The sequence below is a fragment of the Corallococcus sp. AB018 genome (genome assembly GCF_003986945.1).
Taxonomy (GTDB): domain Bacteria; phylum Myxococcota; class Myxococcia; order Myxococcales; family Myxococcaceae; genus Corallococcus; species Corallococcus exiguus.
The window spans coordinates 1-22,875 of record NZ_RAWR01000105.1 but is presented as its reverse complement, the minus strand read 5'-3'; the positions used below and the strand labels follow the sequence as shown (position 1 = coordinate 22,875).

At 68.6% G+C, this 22,875-nt stretch carries 22 protein-coding genes; 8 read left to right on the top strand and 14 right to left on the bottom strand.

Annotated features, from left to right (window positions below):
- Nucleotides 1-399: 399 nt before the first annotated feature.
- Entirely contained in the window at nt 400-1,059 is a 660-nt protein-coding gene (locus D7Y11_RS22520; RefSeq protein WP_126934734.1) for a hypothetical protein, read from the top strand.
- 20 nt (nt 1,060-1,079) lie between these two features.
- On the top strand, nt 1,080-3,569 hold the full coding sequence (locus tag D7Y11_RS22515) for a kelch repeat-containing protein (RefSeq protein ID WP_233607361.1): 2,490 nt from the start codon (nt 1,080-1,082) through the stop codon (nt 3,567-3,569).
- A 362-nt stretch (nt 3,570-3,931) separates the two neighbouring features.
- On the opposite strand, the gene D7Y11_RS22510 is transcribed toward D7Y11_RS22515, so the two are convergent.
- The 4 genes from D7Y11_RS22510 to D7Y11_RS22495 form a co-directional block, all read right to left on the bottom strand.
- A complete protein-coding gene (locus D7Y11_RS22510) occupies nt 3,932-4,525 on the bottom strand; it encodes a hypothetical protein (protein WP_126934733.1) in 594 nt (197 codons plus the stop codon).
- Nucleotides 4,526-4,607: 82 nt separating this feature from the next.
- Nucleotides 4,608-5,285: a glutathione S-transferase family protein gene (locus D7Y11_RS22505; protein WP_120579471.1), complete on the bottom strand. Its 678-nt coding sequence runs from the start codon at nt 5,283-5,285 to the stop codon at nt 4,608-4,610.
- 37 nt (nt 5,286-5,322) lie between these two features.
- The gene (locus tag D7Y11_RS22500; RefSeq protein ID WP_120579470.1) at nt 5,323-5,784 is read right to left on the bottom strand and encodes a macro domain-containing protein; all 462 of its coding nucleotides are present in this window, start codon (nt 5,782-5,784) and stop codon (nt 5,323-5,325) included.
- Between the two features lie 11 nt (nt 5,785-5,795).
- Nucleotides 5,796-8,615, bottom strand: a complete 2,820-nt coding sequence (locus D7Y11_RS22495; RefSeq protein ID WP_199753764.1) for a pitrilysin family protein — start codon at nt 8,613-8,615, stop codon at nt 5,796-5,798.
- A gap of 230 nt (nt 8,616-8,845) precedes the next feature.
- Here D7Y11_RS22495 and D7Y11_RS22490 point away from each other — a divergent pair, with 230 nt between their 5' ends.
- On the top strand, nt 8,846-9,235 hold the full coding sequence (locus tag D7Y11_RS22490; RefSeq protein WP_120576120.1) for a hypothetical protein: 390 nt from the start codon (nt 8,846-8,848) through the stop codon (nt 9,233-9,235).
- 21 nt (nt 9,236-9,256) lie between these two features.
- Here D7Y11_RS22490 and D7Y11_RS22485 read toward each other — a convergent pair whose 3' ends face one another.
- Entirely contained in the window at nt 9,257-10,243 is a 987-nt protein-coding gene (locus tag D7Y11_RS22485) for an aldo/keto reductase (protein WP_126934731.1), read from the bottom strand.
- Between the two features lie 248 nt (nt 10,244-10,491).
- Between D7Y11_RS22485 and sppA the strand changes: the two genes are divergently transcribed.
- On the top strand, nt 10,492-12,285 hold the full coding sequence (gene sppA, locus D7Y11_RS22480) for a signal peptide peptidase SppA (RefSeq protein WP_126934730.1): 1,794 nt from the start codon (nt 10,492-10,494) through the stop codon (nt 12,283-12,285).
- A gap of 1 nt (nt 12,286) precedes the next feature.
- Here sppA and D7Y11_RS22475 read toward each other — a convergent pair whose 3' ends face one another.
- A complete protein-coding gene (locus D7Y11_RS22475) occupies nt 12,287-12,850 on the bottom strand; it encodes a cysteine dioxygenase family protein (protein ID WP_233607360.1) in 564 nt (187 codons plus the stop codon).
- A gap of 323 nt (nt 12,851-13,173) precedes the next feature.
- On the opposite strand from D7Y11_RS22475, the gene D7Y11_RS22470 reads away from it, so the two are divergent.
- Complete coding sequence (locus D7Y11_RS22470) at nt 13,174-14,184, top strand: general secretion pathway protein GspE (RefSeq protein WP_120576124.1); 1,011 nt, start codon at nt 13,174-13,176, stop codon at nt 14,182-14,184.
- A 10-nt stretch (nt 14,185-14,194) separates the two neighbouring features.
- On the opposite strand, the gene D7Y11_RS22465 is transcribed toward D7Y11_RS22470, so the two are convergent.
- The 8 genes from D7Y11_RS22465 to rpmH all read right to left on the bottom strand — a co-directional run bounded on the left by D7Y11_RS22465 (nt 14,195) and on the right by rpmH (nt 20,041).
- Entirely contained in the window at nt 14,195-14,803 is a 609-nt protein-coding gene (locus D7Y11_RS22465) for a Uma2 family endonuclease (protein ID WP_120576125.1), read from the bottom strand.
- A 77-nt stretch (nt 14,804-14,880) separates the two neighbouring features.
- Nucleotides 14,881-16,239: a tRNA uridine-5-carboxymethylaminomethyl(34) synthesis GTPase MnmE gene (gene mnmE / locus D7Y11_RS22460; protein WP_126934740.1), complete on the bottom strand. Its 1,359-nt coding sequence runs from the start codon at nt 16,237-16,239 to the stop codon at nt 14,881-14,883.
- Nucleotides 16,240-16,295: 56 nt separating this feature from the next.
- On the bottom strand, nt 16,296-16,523 hold the full coding sequence (locus D7Y11_RS22455; protein WP_120576126.1) for a hypothetical protein: 228 nt from the start codon (nt 16,521-16,523) through the stop codon (nt 16,296-16,298).
- A gap of 46 nt (nt 16,524-16,569) precedes the next feature.
- Nucleotides 16,570-17,364, bottom strand: coding sequence for a hypothetical protein (locus tag D7Y11_RS22450; RefSeq protein ID WP_120576127.1), 795 nt, complete (start codon nt 17,362-17,364; stop codon nt 16,570-16,572).
- Complete coding sequence (gene yidC / locus D7Y11_RS22445) at nt 17,361-19,184, bottom strand: membrane protein insertase YidC (protein WP_121753277.1); 1,824 nt, start codon at nt 19,182-19,184, stop codon at nt 17,361-17,363. The genes D7Y11_RS22450 and yidC overlap by 4 nt, the downstream gene beginning before the upstream one ends.
- A 54-nt stretch (nt 19,185-19,238) precedes the next feature.
- Nucleotides 19,239-19,457: a membrane protein insertion efficiency factor YidD gene (gene yidD, locus D7Y11_RS22440; protein WP_120576129.1), complete on the bottom strand. Its 219-nt coding sequence runs from the start codon at nt 19,455-19,457 to the stop codon at nt 19,239-19,241.
- On the bottom strand, nt 19,454-19,873 hold the full coding sequence (gene rnpA / locus D7Y11_RS22435; protein ID WP_120576130.1) for a ribonuclease P protein component: 420 nt from the start codon (nt 19,871-19,873) through the stop codon (nt 19,454-19,456). The genes yidD and rnpA overlap by 4 nt, the downstream gene beginning before the upstream one ends.
- Nucleotides 19,874-19,888: 15 nt before the next feature.
- Nucleotides 19,889-20,041 carry a 50S ribosomal protein L34 gene (gene rpmH, locus D7Y11_RS22430; RefSeq protein ID WP_120526629.1) on the bottom strand — a complete coding sequence of 51 codons (153 nt, stop codon included), beginning with the start codon at nt 20,039-20,041 and terminating at the stop codon, nt 19,889-19,891.
- A 601-nt stretch (nt 20,042-20,642) separates the two neighbouring features.
- Between rpmH and D7Y11_RS22425 the strand changes: the two genes are divergently transcribed.
- The 3 genes from D7Y11_RS22425 to D7Y11_RS22415 all read left to right on the top strand — a co-directional run bounded on the left by D7Y11_RS22425 (nt 20,643) and on the right by D7Y11_RS22415 (nt 22,812).
- Nucleotides 20,643-21,239 carry a DUF6310 domain-containing protein gene (locus D7Y11_RS22425; RefSeq protein WP_306770452.1) on the top strand — a complete coding sequence of 199 codons (597 nt, stop codon included), beginning with the start codon at nt 20,643-20,645 and terminating at the stop codon, nt 21,237-21,239.
- Nucleotides 21,236-21,991: a DUF5953 family protein gene (locus D7Y11_RS22420; protein ID WP_120576159.1), complete on the top strand. Its 756-nt coding sequence runs from the start codon at nt 21,236-21,238 to the stop codon at nt 21,989-21,991. Before D7Y11_RS22425 ends, D7Y11_RS22420 begins: the two co-directional genes overlap by 4 nt.
- 182 nt (nt 21,992-22,173) lie before the next feature.
- A complete protein-coding gene (locus D7Y11_RS22415; RefSeq protein ID WP_126934728.1) occupies nt 22,174-22,812 on the top strand; it encodes a hypothetical protein in 639 nt (212 codons plus the stop codon).
- Nucleotides 22,813-22,875 lie beyond the last annotated feature (63 nt).

The window sequence follows — 22,875 nt, the reverse complement described above, 5'->3', positions numbered from 1 at the left end:
GCCGGGCATGGGGACACCGTCCACCCGGCTGGTTCCTCACCCGCCTGGACTGCCGAGGGTGCGAGGTATTGCACGGCACTCCCGGGTCACCCGTACCTGTCACGGTGTCTGTCTGACCCAACTATGCGGCCCATGCCGGCTCGGCACACATTCGCGCGCTTTTTTGACGGGGTGCCGGGCACCTGAGGCTTCATGAAAAGACAGGCGGGCAGGAAGTGTGTCGTGGGCGTGGTGTTGAGCAGTCTGGTCCTCACTCCACTGGGGGCGACTGCTCAAGAGAATGATCAGGGAAAGGCCTGCTTCCTGGCCGCGGGGCGTTTCTACGACGACCTCGAATACGAGCATGCGTTGGAGGAGCTCGGCTGCGCCCGCCGGTTATCGAAACGTGCGGAGGACACCGTGAGCATCTCGCTCCTGGAAGGCATCATCCTCGCGGACTTGGGGCGGACCGAAGACAGCGATGCCGCGTTCAAGGCGGCCCTGTCGCTGCAACCAGATGAGCAGCTTCCCTTGGCTGTGTCTCCCAAGGTGGAGCAGCGGTTCGAGGAATTGCGACAGCAGGTGAAGGGGGAGTTGGAAGCACAGCGGCGGCTTGCCGCGAAGCCTGTGGAGCCTCCGCCGCCTGCACCTGTCGTGGAGGTTCAACCTCCGCCCGCGCCACCGGAACCGGCCACGGTCGTGCCCCAAGCAATGCCTGTCATGCCCACGCCCCAGGTGGCCGCGAGCCGTCCGGGTTCAAGCGACGTCGCCTGGATCTCCGCGATAGCGGGAGGTGCACTGCTGGCAGGAGGCGGGCTGTCCTATGCGCTGTCCCGGCTGGAGCGCACCGCGCTCCGGAGCGATGTCGCGAACCTCGCCACGTTGGAGGACGCGAAGAACAGCGCCTCGCGGGGACGGACCTATCAAGCCGTGGGACTGGGCCTCGCGGGAGCAGGCGTGGTGGGGCTGGGCGTGTCCCTGGGCCTGTATCTGACAGCGAAGCCTTCCGGGGCAGGGGAGGGGAGTCTGGCGTTGGGCACGGATGGGACTTCGGCGTTCGTCGCGGGGAGGTGGCCGTGAACAGGACGTGGATGTGTTTCATGGGCGTCCTGCTGATGGCCCTGCCCGCATGCACTGACTTCGATGAGGAGTTGGAGGATTTCTGCCAGCGGAACCCCGGACGCTGCGGCATCCGGGATGCCGGCGTGCGCTTCGATGCGGGCACCGGGGACGAGGAAGAACCGGTGACGTTCCAGTTCGTCCAGACGCCCCAGTCCACTTCACACGGTGAAGGCGGGGAACCACTGACGTTCTTCGTTCAAACCCAAGCCCCAGCAAGAGCGGTGGTCCAGTTCACCTGGATCTCCTCCGAAGGAACCTTGGGCCCTCCCGAGAACACCCGCGACTCCAGCCAGGTTCGATGGACGGCGCCTGCATGCCTTTGGGTGGGACCCTGGGCTTCTCTCTCGGTCATGGCCAGGGACCCACAGGGCAAGACGCTCACTGCACTTTTCCATGTCGTGGGCATTCCGAACTGCCCGAGGTGGTCTTCGACGGGAACCATGACCACGGGCCGAAGGGGCCACACGGCCACGTTGCTACCCTCGGGGGAAGTGCTGGTGGCGGGAGCCTTCACCGGTTCCGGCAACGGAGGGCAAGCCGCGACCACCGAGGTGTACGTCCCGGCAACAGGGACCTGGACACGCACCGGAAACATGGCCACGGCCCGTGAACAACACACGGCCACGCTGCTGCCTTCAGGCCATGTCCTGATCACCGGTGGCCTTGCCAGCAATAACCAGCCCCTCGCCTCCGCGGAGCTCCACCTGTGGGATCGTTCCAGCAGCTATTCCCAGTCGAACACGGGGAGCATGGCCACGGCTCGGTATGGACATACCGCCACGCTGCTGACTTCGGGCAAGGTCCTCGTCACGGGCGGCTCCGGCAATGGGGGTCCAATCGGAACGTCGGTGCTGTACGACCCTGAGACAAAAACCTGGGCTGCCACCGGGAGCATGGTCTCGCCTCGCCATGGGCATACGGCCACGCTTCTGCCCTCCGGCAAGGTGTTGGTGACGGGTGGCCACGCGGATGCCGGTGGAACCGTGCTCGCCAGTGCCGAAGTCTATGACCCGGAGACGGAGCGTTGGACCTCCGCGGGACTCATGTCCGATCCGCGCCGGGACCACACAGCCACCCTGCTGCCTTCGGGCCTCGTCCTGATAGCCGGAGGTTTCACCGGATCCATTGGCTCGTCACTTGCGTCGGCGGAGGTATACGACCCATCCGCGGCCACCTGGACCTCCACCGGAAGCATGACCACGGGCCGCAATTTCCATACGGCCACGCTGTTGCCCTCAGGCAAGGTTTTGCTGTCGGGTGGCAGTGGCAACAACTCCTCCTTTCTCTACGATGCCGAGCTGTACGATCCGGCCTCCAATGCCTGGACTCCCAGCAGCAACCTCGCCATGGGACGTTTCGGGCATACGGCCACGCTGCTGTCGAGTGGGCTGGTGTTGGTCACAGGAGGCGTCAGTAAAATTCCCTTCAACGAGATGGCCACCTCGGAGATGCACAACCCGGGTATCTCAACCTGGATGGCCACCCAGCTCGCGACTTCGCCCCGGATCAATGGAACGCTGACATTGCTCTCCTCGGGGAGCGTGCTCCTGGCAGGAGGCCGCTACGGCGGCGCGGCGGATGTCTCGGCCCTCTACGACCCGGTCGCGAATGCCTGGACCTATCCCGAAGGCATGCTCACGAAGCGCGACAGCCACACCGCGACGCTTCTCGCTTCAGACAAGGTCCTGATCACCGGAGGCTCGGATGAGAAAGGAACGCCTCTCGTTGCTTCGGAGTTGTATGCCCCTACGACGGGAGCGTGGACCTCCACGGGAAACATGGTCTCGAGCCGCACCGAGCACACCGCGACGCTCCTGCCCTCGGGCAAGGTGTTGGTGACAGGCGGATTTGACGGCAGTCGGTACCTCGCCACCGCTGAACTCTATGACCCGGGGAGGAGCGTCTGGGTTCTGACAAGGAGCATGAGCGAGGCGCGCGGAAGCCATACCGCCACGTTGCTACCTTCCGGCAAGGTCCTGGTGACAGGAGGCAGAGGCAGCTCCTACACGGACCTGAAATCCGCGGAGGTGTACGATCCGGAAACCGGTTCATGGACGACGGTGGCCCCAATGCCTGAGGGTCGGCGTCTCCACACAGCGACGCTGCTGCCTTCAGGAGGCGTACTCCTGGCTGGCGGTGCGGTGAACGAGGGTCCGGCCACCTCCAGCGCCGTCCTCTATGAACCCACGCGGGACCGATGGGTCACGACCGGCGGCATGATGCAGGTCCACTCAAGGCATACCGCCACCCTTCTGTACTCCGGCAAGGTGCTGATCGTCGGCAGTTCCCAATCGCGTAAAAGCGCGGAGCTCTACGACCCCGAGCGTGGAACCTGGACCCTGGCAGGCCTGACAGCGAGCACACGGGATTCCCACGCGGCGGTGCTGCTCCCTTCCGGCGAGGTGCTCGTGGCGGGCGGGTATGAATCTGGCTCCGACTTCGCCAGCGCGGAGCTCTACACCCCCTGACCCACAAGTTTGGGAGCACGCGAGGCGGGCAGTGGGAGGGGTAACAACGCCGCCCGCCTCGCGCGCACCAGTCATCGTGGATCCGTCAAGGACGCGCCTGACACACCGGTGGCGTCTCTGGCCCTTCGACGGCGATGGCATCCATGGGACCTTTCCCGCACGAGTCCCCCGGACCTCGTGCCTTCACATGGCGTCGCACACACGGGAGCCAGACCTACCCGTGCGGTGAGGGCGCATGGGAATTTCGGACTCGAACCAGCGAGGCCGGCGGACCTCCCGTGTGCGCGACGGGGAAGGGTATAGCGGGGGGGTCTGACATTGCCGGTTCCAGGCCCTTCACCAGGGCCCGGAACCGCTCGGCGTCAGCGGGTGGCCGGGGGGTTCGACCGGCTGGGGCAGTGCACGTTCTCCGGGCAGCGCCCGTCCGACTTGGGGATGCACGCGCCGCAGCACTCCATCTCGTCCGGCCGGCACGCCGGCACGCACGCGCCGCACTGCAACATGCCGCCGCAGCCGTCATCCGCGGTGCCGCACTTCAGTCCCAGCGTGGCGCACGTCGCGCGCTGGCAGACGCAGCGGTCGTCCACGCAGGACTCGTTGGGTTTGCACCCGGGGGTGCAGGTGCTGATGGGGCCCGTAGGGTCCTTCTTCGGATCGGCGGGCACGGGCGGGGCCACGCAGCGGCCGTGGGTGCACGTACCGGCCTGACAGTCGCCGCAGTCGATGAACCCGCCGCACCCATCCGGCGTCCGGCCACAGGCCACCATCGCCTGCGAGCACGTGGCCGGCGCGCAGCCATCCGGCGCCACGTTGTCCCGCGACGCGCGCACGGTGCCACTACCGCTCGGCGTGCACGCGCCCCACAATCCCAACGCCAGACACAGTCCGGCCCACCGCCCCAGGCTCCGCACCACTCCCATGTCATCCGCTCCCTGGGCTCCCGACTCGGGAGCCATGAACGGCCCCATCATGCGCACGCCGGGCTCGGATGTCCGGATGTTCGGAGCCATGCGACAGGGCAGGGGAGGGGAGGGCGCCTCAGCGCTGGATGAGCCCGCGAGCACCCTCGATGCGCTGCGCGGCGGTCCGAGCGTCCTCCTGCTTGCGAGGCGTGGGCACGTCCAGTCCACGCTGCGACGCGGGCCGGTTCTCGATGGCGGCCAGCCACCGCTGCACGCCCGGCAGCCCGTCCAGGGACACGCCCGCCCACTCGTGCGAGCGCACCCACGCCCAGTTCGCGATGTCCGCGATGCTGTAGTCGCCAGCCAGGTACTCGTGGTCCTTCAGCCGGCTCTCCAGCACCGTGTACAAGCGGCGCGTCTCGTTCTGGTACCGGTCGATGGCGGGCTGAATCTTCTCCGGGAAGTAGCGGAAGAAGACGTTGGCCTGCCCCTGCATGGGGCCCACGCCGCCCATCTGGAACATCAGCCACTGGATGACTCGCGAGCGGCCCTTCGCATCCGTGGGCATCAGCCGGCCCGTCTTCTCCGCCAGGTAGATGAGGATGGCGCCGGACTCGAAGACGGCGAAGTCGCCCTCCGCGCGGTCCACGATGGCAGGGATGCGGCCATTGGGGTTGATGGCCAGGAACGCGGGCTGCTTCTGCACCCCGGTGGAGATGTCCAGCGCATGCACGGTGTACGGCAGCGCCAGTTCCTCCAGCGCCACGGAGACCTTGAAACCGTTCGGCGTGCCCCACGTGTACAGGTCGATCATGTCACCCTCGCTTCGCGTGTGAAGAGGTGCGCTCCGTCTAACGGCGGAAGCGCACCACGCGCACGTCGAAAGAGGGGGCATCCCCCAACGCCTCGCGCATCAGCTCCAGCGCGCGGTCCTCGTTGAAGCTCCCGGAGCCCGCGCCGATGATGGGGAACGCCACGGAGCGGAAGCCGTGCTCCCCGGCCCGCTCCAGCGCGTTTCGCACCGAGTCCTGGATGGACCGCGCGGACGCACGCCAGAGCATGTTGATGCCCGCGACGTGGATGATGCCCTTGAAGGGCAGGCGCCCCGGCCCGGTCACCACCGCCGAGCCCAACGGCATGGGCCCCACGCGCGCGACCTCGCGGAACGGCGCCGTGCCACCCCGGCGCTTGATGGCCCCGGACACCCCCTGGGGCAGGAGCAGCCACCAGGGGATGATGTTCCGGTTCCACGCGTTGACGATGGCGTCCACCGGCTGGTCCAGCAGGTCGCCTTCCACCAGTTGCACGGGCATGGACGCGGACTTTAGTTGGCCGGCGCCGGAGCCTGCGGAGCCTGCTGCTTGGAGACGTTCGCGAAGTCACCCGCACGCACGAGGGTGGCCTTGCTGAAGTCCAGGTGGTTGGACAGGGCCTTGCGCACGTCCTCGGCGGTCAGCTTCTGGAGCTTCGCCTCCAGCTCCGCGTCGAACTTCAGCGTGCGCCCCAGGTACAGGCCTTCGGCCAGCTGCTGCGCCAAGTTCCCATCCTGCGCCCGAGCGGACTGCCGGTACTCCAGGAGGCCCGCGCGCGCCTTGTCCAGCTCCTGCTGCGTGAAGCCCTTCTGCACGGCGCGGGTGACCTCCTCGCGCATGGCGGCCTCCAGCTTCTGGGCGTTCTGCGGCGCGTAGATGGCGTAGGTGAGGAACCAGCCCACGGTGTCCAGCTCCTGGGCGGACAGGCTGCTGCCCACGCCATAGGACAGGCCGTCCTGCTGACGCACGCGCGTGGCCAGCCGCGAGTTGAGGAAGCCACCGCCCAGCATGAAGTTGCCCATCATCATGCCGGGCCAGTCCGCGTGGTCGTCGCGAATCTGGAGCAGCTGTCCCGCGAGGAAGTACGCGTTGGCCTTGTCCGGCGTCTCCAGCACGACGGACTTCGGAGCCACGTCCTGGAACGTGCGGGGCACGCGCGCGTAGGGCGCCGGGCTCTTCCAGCCGTCGAGCAGGGGGCCCACGAGCGAGGTGAGCTCCTTCGCGTCGAAGTCCCCCACCACCGCGAGCTCCCCGCGCGAGGCGCCGTAGAACTTGCGATGGAAGTCGCGCGCCTGCTCCAGCGTGACGGCCTTCGCGTCGGCCAGGCGTTCGTCCAGGGTGGGCACGTAGTACGGGTGGCCCTTGGGGTACTGGGAGCTGAGCAGGCGCCAGAACGCGATGCTGGCCTGGGGCTGAGGCTCGCTGCGCTGCGACTCCAGCGAGGCCAGCCGCTCCTGCTTGAGGAGCGCGAACTCCTTCGCGTCGAACGCGGGCTCGCGCAGCACCTCGGCCACCAGCTTGAGGACCTCCGGGAGGCTCGCGCGAGGGCACTCGATGGAGACGCTGGCGCCCATCGCGCCGCCGTCCACGCCCACGCGGGCCTTGAGCTTGTCGAGCGCGTCGTAGAGCTGCTGGCGGGTGTGCTTCGTGGTGCCGCGCATCAACATGCCGCCCGCGTAGGTGGCGGCGGGCAGCTTGCCGTTCAAGGTCTCCGCGGTGCCCCAGCGCAGGTCCAGCGCCAGGTTGACCATCTCACCGCGCGTCTTCTTGGGCAGCAGCGCGTACTTCACGCCGTTGGCCAGCTCGCCGCGCTGCACGCGAGACTCGATGTTGGCGGGGGAGGGGTCGAAGGCCTCGCCCTGGGCGACAGCGGCCTTGCCCTGGTAGCCGTCCACCATCTTCGCCACGTCCACCGCGGGCGGCAGCTCCGAGCGGTCCGGCTTCGGCGTGGGCACGAAGGTGCCCATCGTGCGGTTGGAGCTCTTGAGGTACGCGGCGGCCACGCGGGTGACATCCGCGGGAGTGACGGCCTCGATGCGGTCGCGGTGCAGGAAGAGCAGGCGCCAGTCGCCCACTGCGGCCCACTCGGACAGGAGGATGGCGGCGCGCTCGGAGTTGTTGAGGAGCAGCTCCGTCTGCTTCGCGAGGGCCGTCTTCGCGCGGTTCACCTCTTCGTCGGTGAAGGGCGTGCGGGAGGCCTCCTCCACGGTCTTGATCAGCGCTTCACGCACGGGGGGCAGGGGCTGATCCTGGCGGGCCTCGGCGCGGAAGCCGATGACGCCCGGGTCGCGCAGCTGGAAGTTGAACGCACCCGCGCGAGAGGCCTTCTTCGTCTCCACGAGCGCCTTGTAGAGGCGGCCGGACGGCACGTCGCCCAGCACCTGGGTGAGCACGTCGATGGCGGCGAAGTCGGGGTGGGCGCCCTCGGGCACGTGGTAGACGCTGGAGATGAGCTGGTTGTCGCCCACGCGGCGCAGCGTCACTTCGCGCTCACCGTCCTGGGTGGGCTCCTCGGTGTACGTGACGGGCACGGGCTCCGCGGGCTTCTGCAGCTTGCCGAAGGTGGACTGCACGAGCGCCAGGGCCTTCTCCGGCTGGAAGAGTCCGGCGATGACGAGCGTCGCGTTGTCGGGGCGGTAGTAGCGCCGGTAGAAGGCCTGGAGCCGGTCGATGGGCACGTGCTCCAGGTCCGCCTTCGCGCCGATGGTGGCCTTGCCGTAGTTGTGCCAGCGGTACGCGGCGCTCATGGTGCGCTTGAAGAGGATGCCGCGCGGGTCGTTCTCGCCGGACTCGAACTCGTTGCGGACCACGGTCATCTCGCTGTCCAGGTCCTTTCGCGCGATGAAGCTGTGGACCATGCGGTCCGCTTCGAAGGCGAGCGCCCAGGACAGGTTGTCGTCCGACGCGGGCAGGGTCTCGTAGTAGTTGGTGCGATCCAACCAGGTGGTGCCGTTGGGGCGCGCGCCGCGTTCGGTGAGGGCCTGGGGCACGTTGGGGGTGGTGGGCGTGCCCTTGAACATCAGGTGTTCGAGCAGGTGCGCCATGCCCGTCTCGCCGTAGCCCTCGTGCTTGCTGCCCACCAGGTAGGTGACGTTGACGGTGACGGTGGCCTTGGTGGGGTCCGGGAAGAGCAGGACGCGAAGGCCATTGGGCAGGCGGTATTCGGTGATGCCCTCCACGCTCGCGACGGGGGTCAGGGCGGCCGGCTTCGTCTGGGCGCGCGCGGTCGAGGAGGCAGCGGGTTTCGGAAGGGGAGCCGGGGCCCGGGCCCACACGGGCGGGGCCGCCACGAGCAGGACAGCCAGCAGGGCGAGCGGTGTACGACGCGTCATGCGGTCCTCAGGGTGCGAAGGAGTAGGCACGGGACTTCTAACCGCTCCACCGGGTCCTCCCATCCCGAGAAACCCAGGCCCACCCGGCAGGCGTCCACCCAGGGACACCCGTGGACCGTCCCAGGTCCTGTCCCGCGCTTCCAACCTCACAGGTCGTCATGTATCCTGGCGCGGATCCGATGTCAGGATGGGTTGGTAGGAGACTCGCGCGTCACCAGGGAGGGTACGGAATGGCGAAGGCGATGGGCGGGGACCTGATGCTGCAGATGCTGCAGGAGTTCCGCGAGATGCAGGAGGAGTCGGAGGTGCAGTACGCGCGAACCCAGAAGGCGCTGCGGGTGCTCCGCATGAAGTGCCGGGTCGTCTACAGGAAGACCCGGATCTTCGCGGATCAGGTCCGCGCCTTCTCGCAGGAGGTGGATGGGTTCCGCGACAACATGGGGGAGCTCACCACGCACGTCTCTGAGCTGGCGAGGGAGGTAGATGGCGTCAAACGCACCCAGACGAAGATGTTCGGTCAAATGGGTCGGATGCTGAATCACCTCGCGGATGCCCAGACCACGGACCGCAAGCGCATCGACGTCCTGGAAGTGCGCATGGACGGCCCAGGGGAGAACTGAGCCCTCCATGCGCCTCCTCACTCAGGCGTAGATGCCGCCAGGCGCCATCGCGGAGCCGGCCCCCAGGACCTCCTCCACCTCGCGGACCTCCTCGGACGTCAGCCGGAAGTCCCCCGCGTGGATGAAACCCTCCACCTGCTTCGCGCTGCGCGCCCCCACGATGGCGGCGGTGACGGCCGGATCCCGCAACGTCCAGGCAAGGGCCACCTCCGCTGGAGAACGCCCATGCCTCGCGCCCACTTCACGCATGCGCTCCACCAGCGACAGGTGATGCGACAACTTCGGCTCCTGGAAGTCCGCGCTGCCGCGGCGCCAGTCGTCATCTGGCATCGCCAGGATGCGCTCGCGTGTCATCGCCCCTGTCAGCAGGCCGGACGCCATGGGTGAATACACAATCACCCCGATGCCCTGTTTCTGGCAGTAGGGCAGCAGTTCGTCCTCGATGTCCTGATGGATGAGCGAGTACCGCGGCTGCAACGACGTGACCGGAGCAATGCGCCGCACCCGCTCCAGCTGCGAGACATTGAAGTTGGACACGCCCAACCAGCGCACCTTGCCCTGCCGTTGCAGCTCCACAAGCGCCGTCCATCCCTCTTCAAGCTCCGCCTCGGCGTCCACCGGCCAGTGCACCTGATACAAATCAATGGCATCCACCTTCAGCCGGCGCAGCGACGCCTCACACTCCTTGCGCACCGAGTCCGCCTTCAACCTGCGGCTGACCTTGCCCTCGTCATCCCAGACCATCCCGCACTTGGTGAAGACATACGGGCGCTTGTCCCGGCCCTTCAGCGCCCGGGCCACCACGTCCTCGGAGTGCCCCAGCCCATACACCGCCGCCGTATCAATCCAGTTGATGCCTGAATCCAGCGCGCGCTGGATGGCTTCAATGGACTGCGCGTCGTCCTGCGTGCCCCAGGCGAACGCCCAGCCGCCCCCTCCAATGGCCCACGCGCCGAACCCCAGCGCCGTGAGGTCCATGTCGGAATTGCCCAACCGTCGCTTCTGCATCCCATGCCTCCCGGGGCCGGATGCCCCCTGGTTCCCCTGGCTCCAAGAGGGACGGTGTGCACCGCGGCGGCCCTCGCCCGGGGCCGGATGCTGGCCCGCCCCCGGGCCACCAGGAGGGGCGGGCCCTGGCTCCCCGTCCGCCGTCCATCAATGCATCGCACGCAAGCGTCGTCGGACGCGCGCGTTGATGGTAGGCCGCCAGATGGGGGAACGCCCCTCGGGTACTTGGGCACCAGGAGTCCTTCCGGATGAAACGCTTCTTCATTGGCGCGCTGGCCTTCATTGGAGCGCTGTCCATCCTCTTCGTGGTGGGTGTGGTGGGGCTGTTGATGCTCGCGGCATCGAGCAAGCCAGGCGTGCCGTCCAACCTGGTGCTGGAGCTGGACCTGCAGCAGCCGCTGCCGGAGTACACGCTGGACACGTCCCTGGCGGGCGCCTTCGGCGAGGAACCCACGTCACTCCGGGACGTGGTGGAGGGCCTGGAGAAGGGCGCCACGGACCCCCGGGTGAAGTCGCTGGTGGTGCGAATCGGGCAGCCGGGCAGCTCGGCGCAGGTGCAGGAGCTGCGGGACGCGGTGAAGGCCTTCCGCGCGTCGGGCAAGCGGGCGGTGGCCTACGCGGACGGCTTCGGTGAGGCGGGCAACGGCACGGGCGCCTACTACCTCGCGAGCGCCTTCGACGCCGTCTACATCCAGCCCTCCGGCGACGTGGGGCTCACCGGCCTGGTGATGGAGACGCCCTTCGCGCGCGACGCCTTCGCGAAGCTCGGCGTGAAGCCGGAGTTCGGCAAGCGCGCCGAGTTCAAGAACGCCGTCAACACCTTCACCGACGAGTCCTACGGCCCCCACCAGCGCGAAGCCACCGAGGCCTTCGGCGGCGGCCTCTTCCAGCAGGTGGTGAAGGGCGTGGCCGAGGGCCGCAAGCTGACCGAGGACGAGGTGCGCGCGCTCATCGACCGCGCGCCCTTCATGGGCCAGGCGGCCGTGGACGCGAAGCTGGTGGACGGGCTGCGCTACCGCGACGAGATCCACGACGAGCTGAAGAAGCAGGCCGGAGACGGCGCGGAGTTCCTCTACGTGGACAAGTACCTGGAGCGCGCGGGCCGGCCGCACCAGACGGGCACCACCATCGCGCTCATCTACGGCGTGGGTGAGGTGCTGCGCGGCAAGAGCCAGTCCAACCCGCTCTCCGGCGGCCAGGTGATGGGCGGCGACACGGTGGCGGCGGCCTTCCGCAAGGCGGTGGAGGACCCATCCGTGAAGGCCATCCTCTTCCGCGTGGACAGCCCGGGCGGCAGCTACTCCGCCAGCGACACCATCCGCCGGGAGGTGCAGCGCGCGCGCGAGGCGGGCAAGCCCGTCATCGTCTCCATGGGGACGTACGCGGCCAGCGGCGGCTACTTCGTGGCCATGGCCGGGGATAAAATCGTCGCCCAGCCGGGCACGCTGACGGGGAGCATCGGCGTGTACAACGGCAAGTTCGTCACGTCGGAGCTGTGGGCGAAGCTGGGCGTGAACTTCGACACCATCGCCTTCGGCAAGAACGCCACCTTCTCCAGCTCCGACCAGGAGTTCACCCCCGAGCAGCGCGCGCAGCTGGAGTCCGAGCTGGACACCATCTACCTGGACTTCACCAGCCGCGCCGCCCAGGCGCGGAACATGCCGCTGGAGAAGCTCCAGGCGGTCGCGAAGGGGCGCGTGTGGACGGGCGAGGACGCGCTGGAGCGCGGGCTGGTGGACGCGCTCGGCGGCTACCCGAAGGCGCTGGAGCTGGCCCGCGAGGCCGCGAAGCTGGAGAAGGACGCCCCGGTCCGCATCGTCGTCTTCCCGCGCCCCCGGCCCACGGGCCAGGTGCTGTCGGAGCTCCTGGGCAAGCACGAAGCGGACAACAGCGATGACGAGGCCACCGGCCACGCCGCCATGTCGTCCCAGGTGCTGGAGCAGGTGCGGGCCGTGTACCGCGTGGGCGCGAAGCTGGGCCTCACCGGGCAGGGCGCGGAGGGGCGCATGCTGTACGCGCCGCTTCCGGAGGTGCGCTGGTAGCTCAGACGTGCAGGGGGACCGGGACGCGGCCTTCGTTGGGCCGCACCGGCCGCCCGAAGATGCTGTGGTAGCGCAGGGCGTGCGACGCGCAGCGGTGGCGCCGCGGATCGAACACGAGACAGCTGGCCACCGGGCCGGCGTAGACGTGCAGCGTGATGCCCGGCGCGTTGCCGGCGATGCTCACGCGGTGGATGGGGGCGCCCGGGTCGCGGAAGTCCACGTGCCCGGCGCCCACCGGCCCCACTCGCACCGGCGCCCCCAGCCGCGCCAGGCCGGGCTGCGTTCCGCCCTCCAGCAGCGGGTAGTTCTCCAGGAGGAACTCGCCGCGCTGGATGCTGAACCAGCACTCCTGACCGTCATGGTCATGGATGGGCGAGGCCACGCCCGGCGACCAGCAGTTGACGATGATCTCCATGCCCTCGTCGCGGTGGACGAGGTTGCGCGTGTAGCGGCCCGGTAGGAAGTGCAGGTAGGGCTTGAGGCTGGAGGGCTCCAGGTGCAGCCCCGCCATCCGCGCGTCCACCCCCGCGAGTCCCCCGGGAGCGGCACGGCGCGCGCGGAGCATCCGCACGAATTCTCTCAGGCACGCGTCAGCCATGCGTACAGGCTAGGAACGTCTGCGACATCCGGCCACCCTCGGGTCTGCCAATGAACGTCCGCTTTGTCGTCCCCCCCTCAAGGATTGAGGCGGGGTTCGTTGAAGGACGGAGAAACCGCGGGAAGGCGTGGCCGAACGGCACCTTCTGGGTCCGAGCAGGCAACCAGCACCTGGCTGCAACTCGCCTCCTACGGTTTAACTGTAATTTTACACCCTCCTGACATACAGGGGCAGGAGTGGTGGGCAGGTCGTCCCGGCCGGAGCACGGAGGGGGGCCGGAGGAGAACGAGATGAAGAAGCGCCTGGGGGACATCCTGCTCGCGCGGGGTGTGGTGGATGCATTGCAGTTGCAGTCGGCGCTGGCGTACCAGCGCAAGTGGGGCGTGGCGTTGGGGCAGGTGGTGGTGGACCAGCGCTTCTGCACGGCGGAGGCGGTGCTGTCCGCGCTGGCGGCCCAGTCCGGCGTGGAGTCGGTGGACCTGGACGCCTGCCCGCTGGACGCGTCGCTCGCGAGGCTGATTCCGTGCAAGGTGGCGGAGGCCCACCGCGTGGTGCCGCTGCGGCTGGAAGGGCAGGGGCTCCGGGAGGTGCTGGTGGTGGCCCTGGCCGCGCCGGCGAGCCTGGCCACGCTGGACGTGGTGAAGAGCGTGTCCGGCAAGGCGAGGGTGGTGCCCCGGCTGGCCACGGACGCGGCGCTGGGTCGGGCCATCGGGCGGCTGTACCGGGGTGAGCCGGCGACGCCGCGGCGCCGTCCCGGGATGGAGAGCTTCACCCTGCCGGAGTGGGAGGAGTCCATGCCCCTGGTGGTGGGCCAGTCCCTGGCGGAGCTGACGGACATGCTGGCGCCGGAGCCCGTCCGCGAACCCGTGCGGCAGGCGGACAGCGCGAACCTGCCCATGCTGGCGCCGCTGGAGCTCCCCTGGGCACCGGTGCCGAAGCCGCGCGTGACGGAGCGCGAGCAGGTGCTCGTGTACGGCTGGGGCGCGGACGCGGCGGCGGGCCTGGTGCAGGTGTTGAGCGGGGCGGGCTTCACGGTGAAGGTGGCGAGCACGGGGGACGTGTGCGCCGCGACCGAGGCGCAGGTGGTGGTGGCGCCGCTGCCCGCGATGGAGGTGCTGGCGCAGCGGCTGCGAGCGCAGGTGCTGGTGGCGGGCAAGGCGCCGGAGCGGGACCTGCCCCGCGCGCAGGCCGTGCATGCGCGAGGCTTCGTGGCGGCGCCGGTGGATCCGGATCTGCTGCTGCGCTCCGTGCGGCGGCTGTCGCGCGCCTCCGACGAAGCGCGCCTCAAGCACGCGAGCTGAAGCCGCGGCTTCAGGGCACCGCGACGAGCCGGGGCATCTCCTCCGGCGCGTCGGGGAGCCACAGCGAGCCGAGCTCCAGGGGGACGGAAGTAAAGGGCTCGGCGCGCACCAGGGCGTCGTCCTCGTGGCTCGCGGTGAGGAGCCAGCCGCGCTTGAGGCGCTGGTAGACCTCCAGCGTGCGCGCGACGGGGTCCACCAGCCAGACGTAGGACACGCCGGCCCGCGCATACAGGGGCAGCTTGCGGGCCCGGTCCAGCGCGGTGGTGGCGGGGGTGAGGACCTCGCAGACCCAATCCGGCACCAGGGTGAAGAAGGCGGCGCCGGGCTCCGGCGGGGCGGCCACGCGCTCACGGCGCCACGCGGCCAGGTCGGGCACGAGGATGTCCTCGCCCAGGTGCAGCTCCGGCGCGCGCAGGAGACACCAGCGGCCATTGCCGCCACGGCGCGTATCCAGCCGCTCTCCCAGCTCCACGCCCATCATGAAGGCCGCGCGAGCGGGCGCCACGGAGAGGCGGGGCGAGGCCACCAGCTCGCCATCGAGGATTTCCCCGACCCAGCCCGACGGAAGCGCCGAGAGCAGGGAGTGGGAGGTGGGTTGAAGGTGCTGAAGTGCCGTCATGAAGCCTCGGGGAGCGCCGGTGAACGCGAGGCATTCTAGGGAGGGGTCTGACATGCGGACCGCCGCCCGCGAAGGCGCTACTTCCCGATGCAGAAGCGCTGGAAAAGGGTGTCCAGAAGCGCTTCGGAAACGCTGGTTCCGGACACCTCGCCCAGGGCCTCCAGCGCGAGCCCCACCTCGCCGGAGAGGACCTCCAGGGTGGACACGCGTGACGCCGCTTCGGCGCGGCCCAGCGCCTCGGCGGTGCGACGCAGGGCGTCCGCGTGACGCTCTGAGACGAGCGCCACCGCGGAGGGAGTGCCACCGCCCCACAGCCGTGTGAGCACGGAGGTCCGGAGCGCCTCCACGCCTTCGCCCGTGAGGCCGCTGACGCGCGGCGGGGCAGGGGAGGGGAGGGCGGCGGAGCCGTGTTCCTCCCGAGCCCCCGGCATCACGTCGCACTTGCCGGTGACGGAGAGCACGGGCGTGGCGCCAGCCTCGCGCGTCCACGACGAGGCCTCGTCCCGCGAAGTCCCCGGAGGCAACACGAGCACGGCCAGGTCCACGGCCGCGAGCAGCTCCCGCGTGCGCGCGATGCCCAGGGCCTCCACGCGTCCGGGCGCCTCGCGCAGGCCAGCGGTGTCGTAGAGGGTGACGCCCAGGCCGTCCCATTCGACGCGAGCCTCCAGCGCGTCGCGGGTGGTGCCGGGCTCGTCGTCCACCAACGCGCGGGCCTCGCCCACCAGCCGGTTGAACAGCGTGGACTTGCCCGCGTTCACCGGGCCGTACAGCGCCACGCGAGCGCCCTGGCGCACCAGCCGTCCACGGCCCACCTCCGCGCGCAGCGCCTCCGCGGCGGAGCGCAACGCGGTGACGCGAGGGCCAGCTTCCGCGTCCGCGCCCTCCGCCTCTTCAGGGAAGTTGAGGACGCCTTCCAGGTCCGCGTGCAGCTCGCGCAGCGGCGTCTCCAGCGCGCGGATCCGCCCGGCCAACGCACCGGACAGACCGGCCGCCGCGGCGCGCACTGCCGCCTCCGAATCCGCGGCCACCAGGTCCGCGACCGCCTCCGCGCGGGTCAGGTCGATGCGGCCATTCAGGAACGCGCGCCGGGTGAATTCACCGGGAAGCGCCGGACGCACGCGCTCATCTTCCAGCGCCCGCGCGAGCAGCAGCCGCAAGAGGCGAGGACTGCCATGCGCCTGGAGCTCCACCACGTCCTCGCCGGTGAAGGACCGGGGCGCCTGGAAGTAGAGGAACAGTCCCTCATCCAGCACCGCGCCCGCCGCGTCCACGAACGACGCCAGGTACGCATGGCGCGGAGTGGGAGACGCGGGGACACCGGGCGCCAGCCTCCGCCCCACTTCCAGCGCGGCCGGTCCGGACACGCGGAGGATGCCCACGGCCCCCGCGACGGGTGCGGTGGCGAGCGCGACGATGGTGGAGGAGTCAGACGTCATGGAGGGCAGGGGAGCACCGGCGGACGGGCGCACGCATGACTCCCACCCTCGAGTCCCTACCGGACGCCCTGCGGCGGAGTGGAGCCGCGAGCGGCGCGCTCCACGACGTCGCGGTGCTCCTCGATGTACTTCTCCACCTCGGCGTCGTCGACCGCCAGGTCGCGCAGCACGCCCGGGTAGACGAAGCGGAACGCCGGGGACTCCTCGTCCCCTCGCAGGCGGAAGCTCATCTTCAGCACCGCCGCGCCGTACAGCTTGTCCTTCAAACCCTTCGACTTACCCATTCGCTCCTCTCGCGCCCGCCAGCGGCCCCGAAGCGGGCACACCTGCTCAGGCGTCGACGTCGTCCTCGTCGTCGTCCGGCAGCAGGCTCCGCTTGGGCATCGGGGCGGGCTTCGCCGGGGTGAACACCACGCGTCGGTTGCGGCCTTCGCCTTCCGCCGCCACCTTCACTCCACCCACTCCTTCTACTGCCTTCAGGACGCGCGCGCGGTCCTCAGTCTTCATCGCGGCGAACGCATAGAAGCGCCCCAGGCTGGCGGACTTCTCCGCGAGCTTGCGGACGGCCTCCCGGAACACCGGATCCTCTTCGACCTGCAGCGTGCGCTCGTCCGCCTCCGCGCTCTTCGCGGGGGCCTGTACCTGCTTCGCGGCCTGCTGCGCCGGCTGACCACCCCGGGCGTTGCGCTGCTGCGGCTGCGCGGCCGGAGCAGGCGCCGCGGCCCGGGCCGGCTGCTGCGCGGGAGTGGCGGCAGCCGCCTGCGCCACGGACGTGACCGGAGCGGCAGCGGCTGCCGGCTGCTGCGCCGCCGCCGCGTCACGGCGCGGCCGGGGCTCCGGGTGGGCGCCCGCGCCCAGCATCACCCAGCGGCGCTCCACGCCGGGGCGGTGGAGCATCTTGTTGAGCAGGAACTGAAGCGAATCCAGCACCTGGCTGCGCTTGCCCGGCTCCACGCCCGGAGGCGCGCCGGACTCGAAGTGGAGCGCCACGGACAGGCTTCCGTCGGTGGCGTCCTGCAGGTCCAGCCGCGCAGGGAACCCCATCAGTCCGAGGATGTCCGTGAGCAGCTTCTCCACCCGGGGGCGGAAGTCCCCGCCGCCCGCCACCACCTGTGCCCCGCTCACTTGCGTTTGCCTCCCCCGGCGGTGACGACCGCCGGCGTCCCGCCGCCCGTCTGGTTCTTCTTGTTGCGGTCCAGCCACTTGCGCAGGCCCCACTGCTGGCCGATGGAGAGCACGTTGTTCGTGAAGATGTAGAGCGACAGGCCGGCCGGGTACTGGAGCAGCGTGAAGGTGAAGATGATGGGCATCACCCAGGTCATCATCCGCGCCTGCGCCGCGTCCATCATCTGCGGCTGCATCTTCTGCGTGATGATCATCGACACGCCCAGCGCCAGCGGCAGGATGTACGTTGGGTCCTTGTAGGTGAGGTCACGCCAGATGGGGCCGAAGAAGGGCTCGCCGTAGATTTCGAAGCTGTTGCGCAGCGACGTGAACAGGGCGATCCACACCGGCATCTGGATGAGCAGCGGCAGACAGCCGCCCAGGGGGTTCACCTTCGCCTCCTGGTACAGCTTCATGATCTCCATGTTCTGGCGCTCTTTGTCGTCCGCGAACTTCTTGCGGATCTCCTCCATCTTCGGCTGGAGCACCTTCACCGCCTCCATGCTGACCATGGAGCGGTAGGTGAGCGGCAGCAGCACCAGCTTCACCACCACGGTGAGCAGGATGATGGCGACGCCCCAGTTCCCCACGATGCCGTGGAAGAACTTCATGACGGCCAGGAGGATCTTGCAGACCACCGCCCAGATGCCGAAGTCGACCGTGTCCTCCATCATGGGATGGAAGGTCGTGGTGGACAGGCCGGCCACCGAGCGCAGCTCCGCGCCGGGCACCAGGCGCAGCAGGTCCGGATCCTTGGGGCCCGCGTAGCCGCCGAAGCGGAACGTGGCCACCTGGCCGGGGGCCACGTTGAGCGGGAAGCCCGCCGACACTTCGCGCGCGGTGGGAGTGGCGGTCAGCGTGCAGTGGCCGTTGAGCGCGCCGTCCAGCGGGTAGAGCGCGGACAGGAAGTACTGCTGGTTGATGCCGAAGAAGGAGATGGGACCCTTCGTCTCCTCCGGCGGCTTGTCGCCCGGGGACAGGTTGTGGAGCTTGTCCTCCACCCAGCACGTGGAGCGGCTCAGGTTGCCCACGCCGCCGAAGAAGGACGGCGCGTGCTCGAACTCCGGATCGATGGCGCGGCCGTAGTGCACCTTGAGCTCGCCCGACTGCGCCTGGGCGGAGGTGTTGCGCACCTGGAGGGTGTAGGTGAACTCGAAGCCCTCGCGCGGCCACAGCACCGTCTTCGTCACCTCCCACGGACCCTGGCGGCCGGTGAACACCACGCTGCCGCCGTTGTCGGTGGGGCCCTCCTGCACGGCGTAGCGGGTGTTCGCCGCCAGCGGAGCAGCGCCCTCAATCGTCACCGCGAGCGGCAGGGGCTGGCCGGGGACCGGGTGCGCCACGTTCATCTGCGGCGGCGGGGGGATGTCCTTGCCGAAGAGCTTCTCGAAGCCCTCCTTGACGGTGAGCGACTGCTGCTCGCGCATCTTCGTGCCCTGGAGCACGGCGGAGGTGAGGCCGGCGCCCTCCGAGGAGAAGGTGTACTTCACCTCCGGGCGGGCGAACTCCGCGGTGCGCGCGGGGGGCGGCGGGACCTCCGCGTGGGTGCCCGCGTCCTCGCCTGCCGCACCCGGCGGCGGCACGGCGGCCATGCCCGGGGTGCCGGCGTCCAGCGTGGCGGCGACTTCAACGCCCGCGTCCGTCCCCTCCGCGCCCGGGGGCGGACCCTTGGGGGCGAAGAAGAAGGTGTAGGCGGCGGTGGCGGCGAAGGAGAGGGCGAGCGCCAGGAGCAGCCGCTTCTGTGAATCGTTGGACTGGGGCGACAGCGGGTCGTTCGTCATGGAGTTCCCTATGCCCCGGCGGCACGGCGCCGGAGGGCGGGCGGAAGCAAACCGTCAGGGGACGGGATCGAATCCACCGGGGTGGAATGGCTGGCAGCGCAGCAGGCGCCAGACGGTGAGGGCGCTGCCCTTGAACCCGCCGTGCTTCTCCAGCGCCTGCATGGCGTAGGTGGAGCACGAGGGATGGAACCGACACGCCTTCGGCAGCAGCGGCCCCAGGAACCGCCGGTAGAAGCGGATGGGCAGGGCGATGACGAAGGCGAGTGGACTCATGGGGCGGGCTCTTTAGGAGGCACGCGCGGTGCCGGAAAGAGCCGTTGCAGCTTACGGGTGACACCGTCGAACGCACGGGAAACTTGCGCGAAGGAGGCTTCCTTCGCCGAGGAGCGAACGACCAGGACTACGTCGAGACCGGGGGGCCATTGCCCGCGGTGCTTGCGGAACAGCTCGCGGAGCACTCTGCGCAGGCGTGCGCGCACCACCGCGTTGCCCACCTTGCTGGAAACGGTGAGGCCTACGCGGGAGTGCGCCCGGGAATTGCGTTGAACGAGGGCCAGGAGGCAGTCGGACGGAAGCTTCTGACCGCCCTCCTGGACTTCAAGAAACTCACGCCGCTGGAGCAGGCGAAAGGCCTTGGGGAAGCGCTCGTCGGTTGCCTGAGGCACCCGCGGCGCCGCTCCCTCGGCCATCGTCCGTGCGTCCAGTTACTTCTTGAACGACGACACCACCAGGCGCTTACGGCCCTTGGCGCGGCGGCGCTTGAGGACATCCCGGCCGCCCTTGGTGGCATTCCGCTTACGGAACCCGTGGGCGCGGTTGCGCCGGATCTTCGACGGCTGGTACGTGCGCTTGGACACAACGACTCCTGAGAGCTGAAGGCGGCACCTGGGAACTTCCGGCGCGACCCGTACAGTGGAAAGGGGGCGTCCGTAACCCTAATTCTTGGACAAGTCAATCAAGGATCACCTGCGCCGACCGAACAGCCCTGCGCCGGGTGGACTTGGCGATCATGTAGGAAAAGGGGGCAGGGGGCAAGGAAGAGGGTTTGGCTGAAGGACCCTGGGTCCGGCGTAGGGCGGGCCCGATCCAGGTCCTTCGCTGTTGACCCACGAGTGGTTGGCCGGTTGAACGGGCGTGGCCATGCGCCTCCCTGCCTGCATCCTGCTTTTGCTCCTAGCCTCGGCGTGCGCTCCCTCAACGCCCCTGAAGGCCCGCACGACCTCTTCCTTGAGAGTCGCCAACCTCCATAGGGCGTCAAAACTGCCCTGGAGTGATGAGGGACGATGCGTCGTCCAGGAGGCTTCTTCGCCTTGGTCCGTGGTGGTGGAGCGCTGCTTCGGAGCGCTGGACCATCACCGGATCCGGTTTCACGATCCGACGGGACGTTGCACGGTCGCCTCCGCTGGAGCTGCAACCCTGGGCCTTGGAGTTTGTGTCCTTGTCGCTCCTGAAATCGTCATGGGCGCAGTCATCATCACAGGGGTTGTCGTGGTGGGGGTCGCCATCAAAGAGGGACTGGACGCGTACGAGTTCCGCCAGCTCTATCCCGAGGAAGCTGGGGCCATGCGAGGAACGCAGGCCGTTCCCCGGGAGACCGTGGCGAAACGGAAGCCCAAGCTTGAACCCGACCCTGTCGGGAAGGACTGGCAGCCCCCGATACCTCCCGACGCCTTGGACCGGACGCGCCATCCCAGGTGCGAGCCCATTCCGGTCAAGCACCGGGGAGGAGACGACGCGCACAACCGGTGTGCCGACAGGATTCCACCGAATCGCTACCCCGGCCATGCCGTGCTCGTGAACGGCAAGCACTTCGATGCGTTGCAATTCGGTGTGCGCGTGCTGTGGGAAATCAAGACCGACCAGTTCGACACGTACAGCGACTTCCTTCAAGCGCAGGTGGTCAGGGACCAGGTGGCCGAGCTGCTGGAGGAGCGAGACATCGCGGGGGCATGTGGCTACGCCTTCGTGGTGGGCGTGAGCAGCGAGGCGCATAAAGCCGCGCTGAAGGAGATTGCCGACGAGTTGGATATCGTCGTCACGGGGTGCGGACGATGACGACGCGCGACCGCCTCATCCTGAATGTCCATGCGCCGGCTCTAACGATGGACGACGGCCGTACGCTCGCTGTCGTTGAAGGCATGGAACGGGCAATGCCCGGCATGCGTCTGGCGTGGGAGATATCCAAGGAAGGAAAGCCCGTCGCGCTATCTCAGCGAGACGCGTGGCTCGCGGCCTCAGCGGCACGAGGAGAGTTTCCGCTCATCTGCAACGGAGACGAGGACTACCCGGTGACGATTTCCGGACTGCGCAGATCCGCCAGTTCGAGTCCGGGCAGACAACCTCAACTCCAGGTCCATGCGAAGCTGCCTCAGGACGCCGCCAGCATCGCGGCGGCAGCGGATGTGCTGGAGCACGTCGCGGAGGGTGTCCGAGCATATTGGGGGCTCCTGGCGCCGTCATCCGTGATGCAGGTCATCGCGGATCAGACAGGCCCGAAGCGACATGGACCTGAAAGGCCACCTCTCGGCCTGCCCGCCCTCAAGCTCCCAGAAGCGATTTCCGCTCCAGAGATTCCACGCCACCTGGGTTGGCTGAACTACTGGTCTGCCTCAGCCGCGATGGCCATCGGGTTCCCGGACCCTTCGCGTGACGCCGAGTTGCTGTCACGTGCCCGGCGCACGGCTACTGGCGGGTGGGTGGTCCGGCTCACGGATGCTCCGCTCGACCTGGGAAACCGCGCGCACCTGGCAGCACTTCTGTGGGCCTACGAGCGTTTTCCGGAAATAGGCGGACGGTCAGTGCCTTGATCACACGAAAGTGCCAGCCCACGCTCTGCACTCCTAATCCGCGTGTCAGACCTCCATGGCATACCCAAGGCGTAGGAACGAGAGATCGACTTCGTGCCATGCCTTCCTCTGGATCTTTGGGCGCCCAAATGTCACCACCCCCTCCAACATCGCCTTCACCCAGAATCCTTGATGAGCGGCTCATGCTCCTATTGGAGGCGCTCGCGCTGCTGCCGGATGTAAAGCCGCGCCTGGCAAAGCAGACCCTTGACGATTTCGACAACGACTTCTCCAACGAGCACTACAACGCCTATAGACGGAACGAACCATGGGCGCAGTCCTATGTCCGAGAGGATGGAACTCCTCTCCCCAAACCACCGGATCCCCGACGACGGGAACCCAGCCCGGGTTTGATCATCACACCCTCGGACCTGGAGGAGTGCTTCAAAAGCCGCGAGCGCAACCGGGTGACCCCTGCAGGTGCGATCCTGCTCATCCGAATGTATGAGGCGGGACTCTTCGAGCTGCGCAAGAAGCGGGCGAGCCCGGGTGACCCTGTGAAACTTCGGGCGTATGCCAACTCTCTTCCGGAGATCCTCGAAGCAATGCGCAAGGATGAAGAGGCCCGGCAAGCACGTGCCCTCTTGATCGATCAGCCAGAACGCATCACCGAGCAGGATTTCACATACAGCCTGCTCAACAGCGTATTCATCCGCCACCATGGTTTACAGGGCGGCTCCATCCAAATGAGGATTGGGGGCCTGCTCGTGACCAAGGGGGGTGTGGCTCCCATCCTGATCACGCGGCGCGCCGCACCCGAGCGCGCCGTGGCGCGAGAATGAGAGTCATGGCGGCGTCCCAACGGTCCGAGAGCACCAGAGCGCGGAGGTCGAGGATGTGCTGGC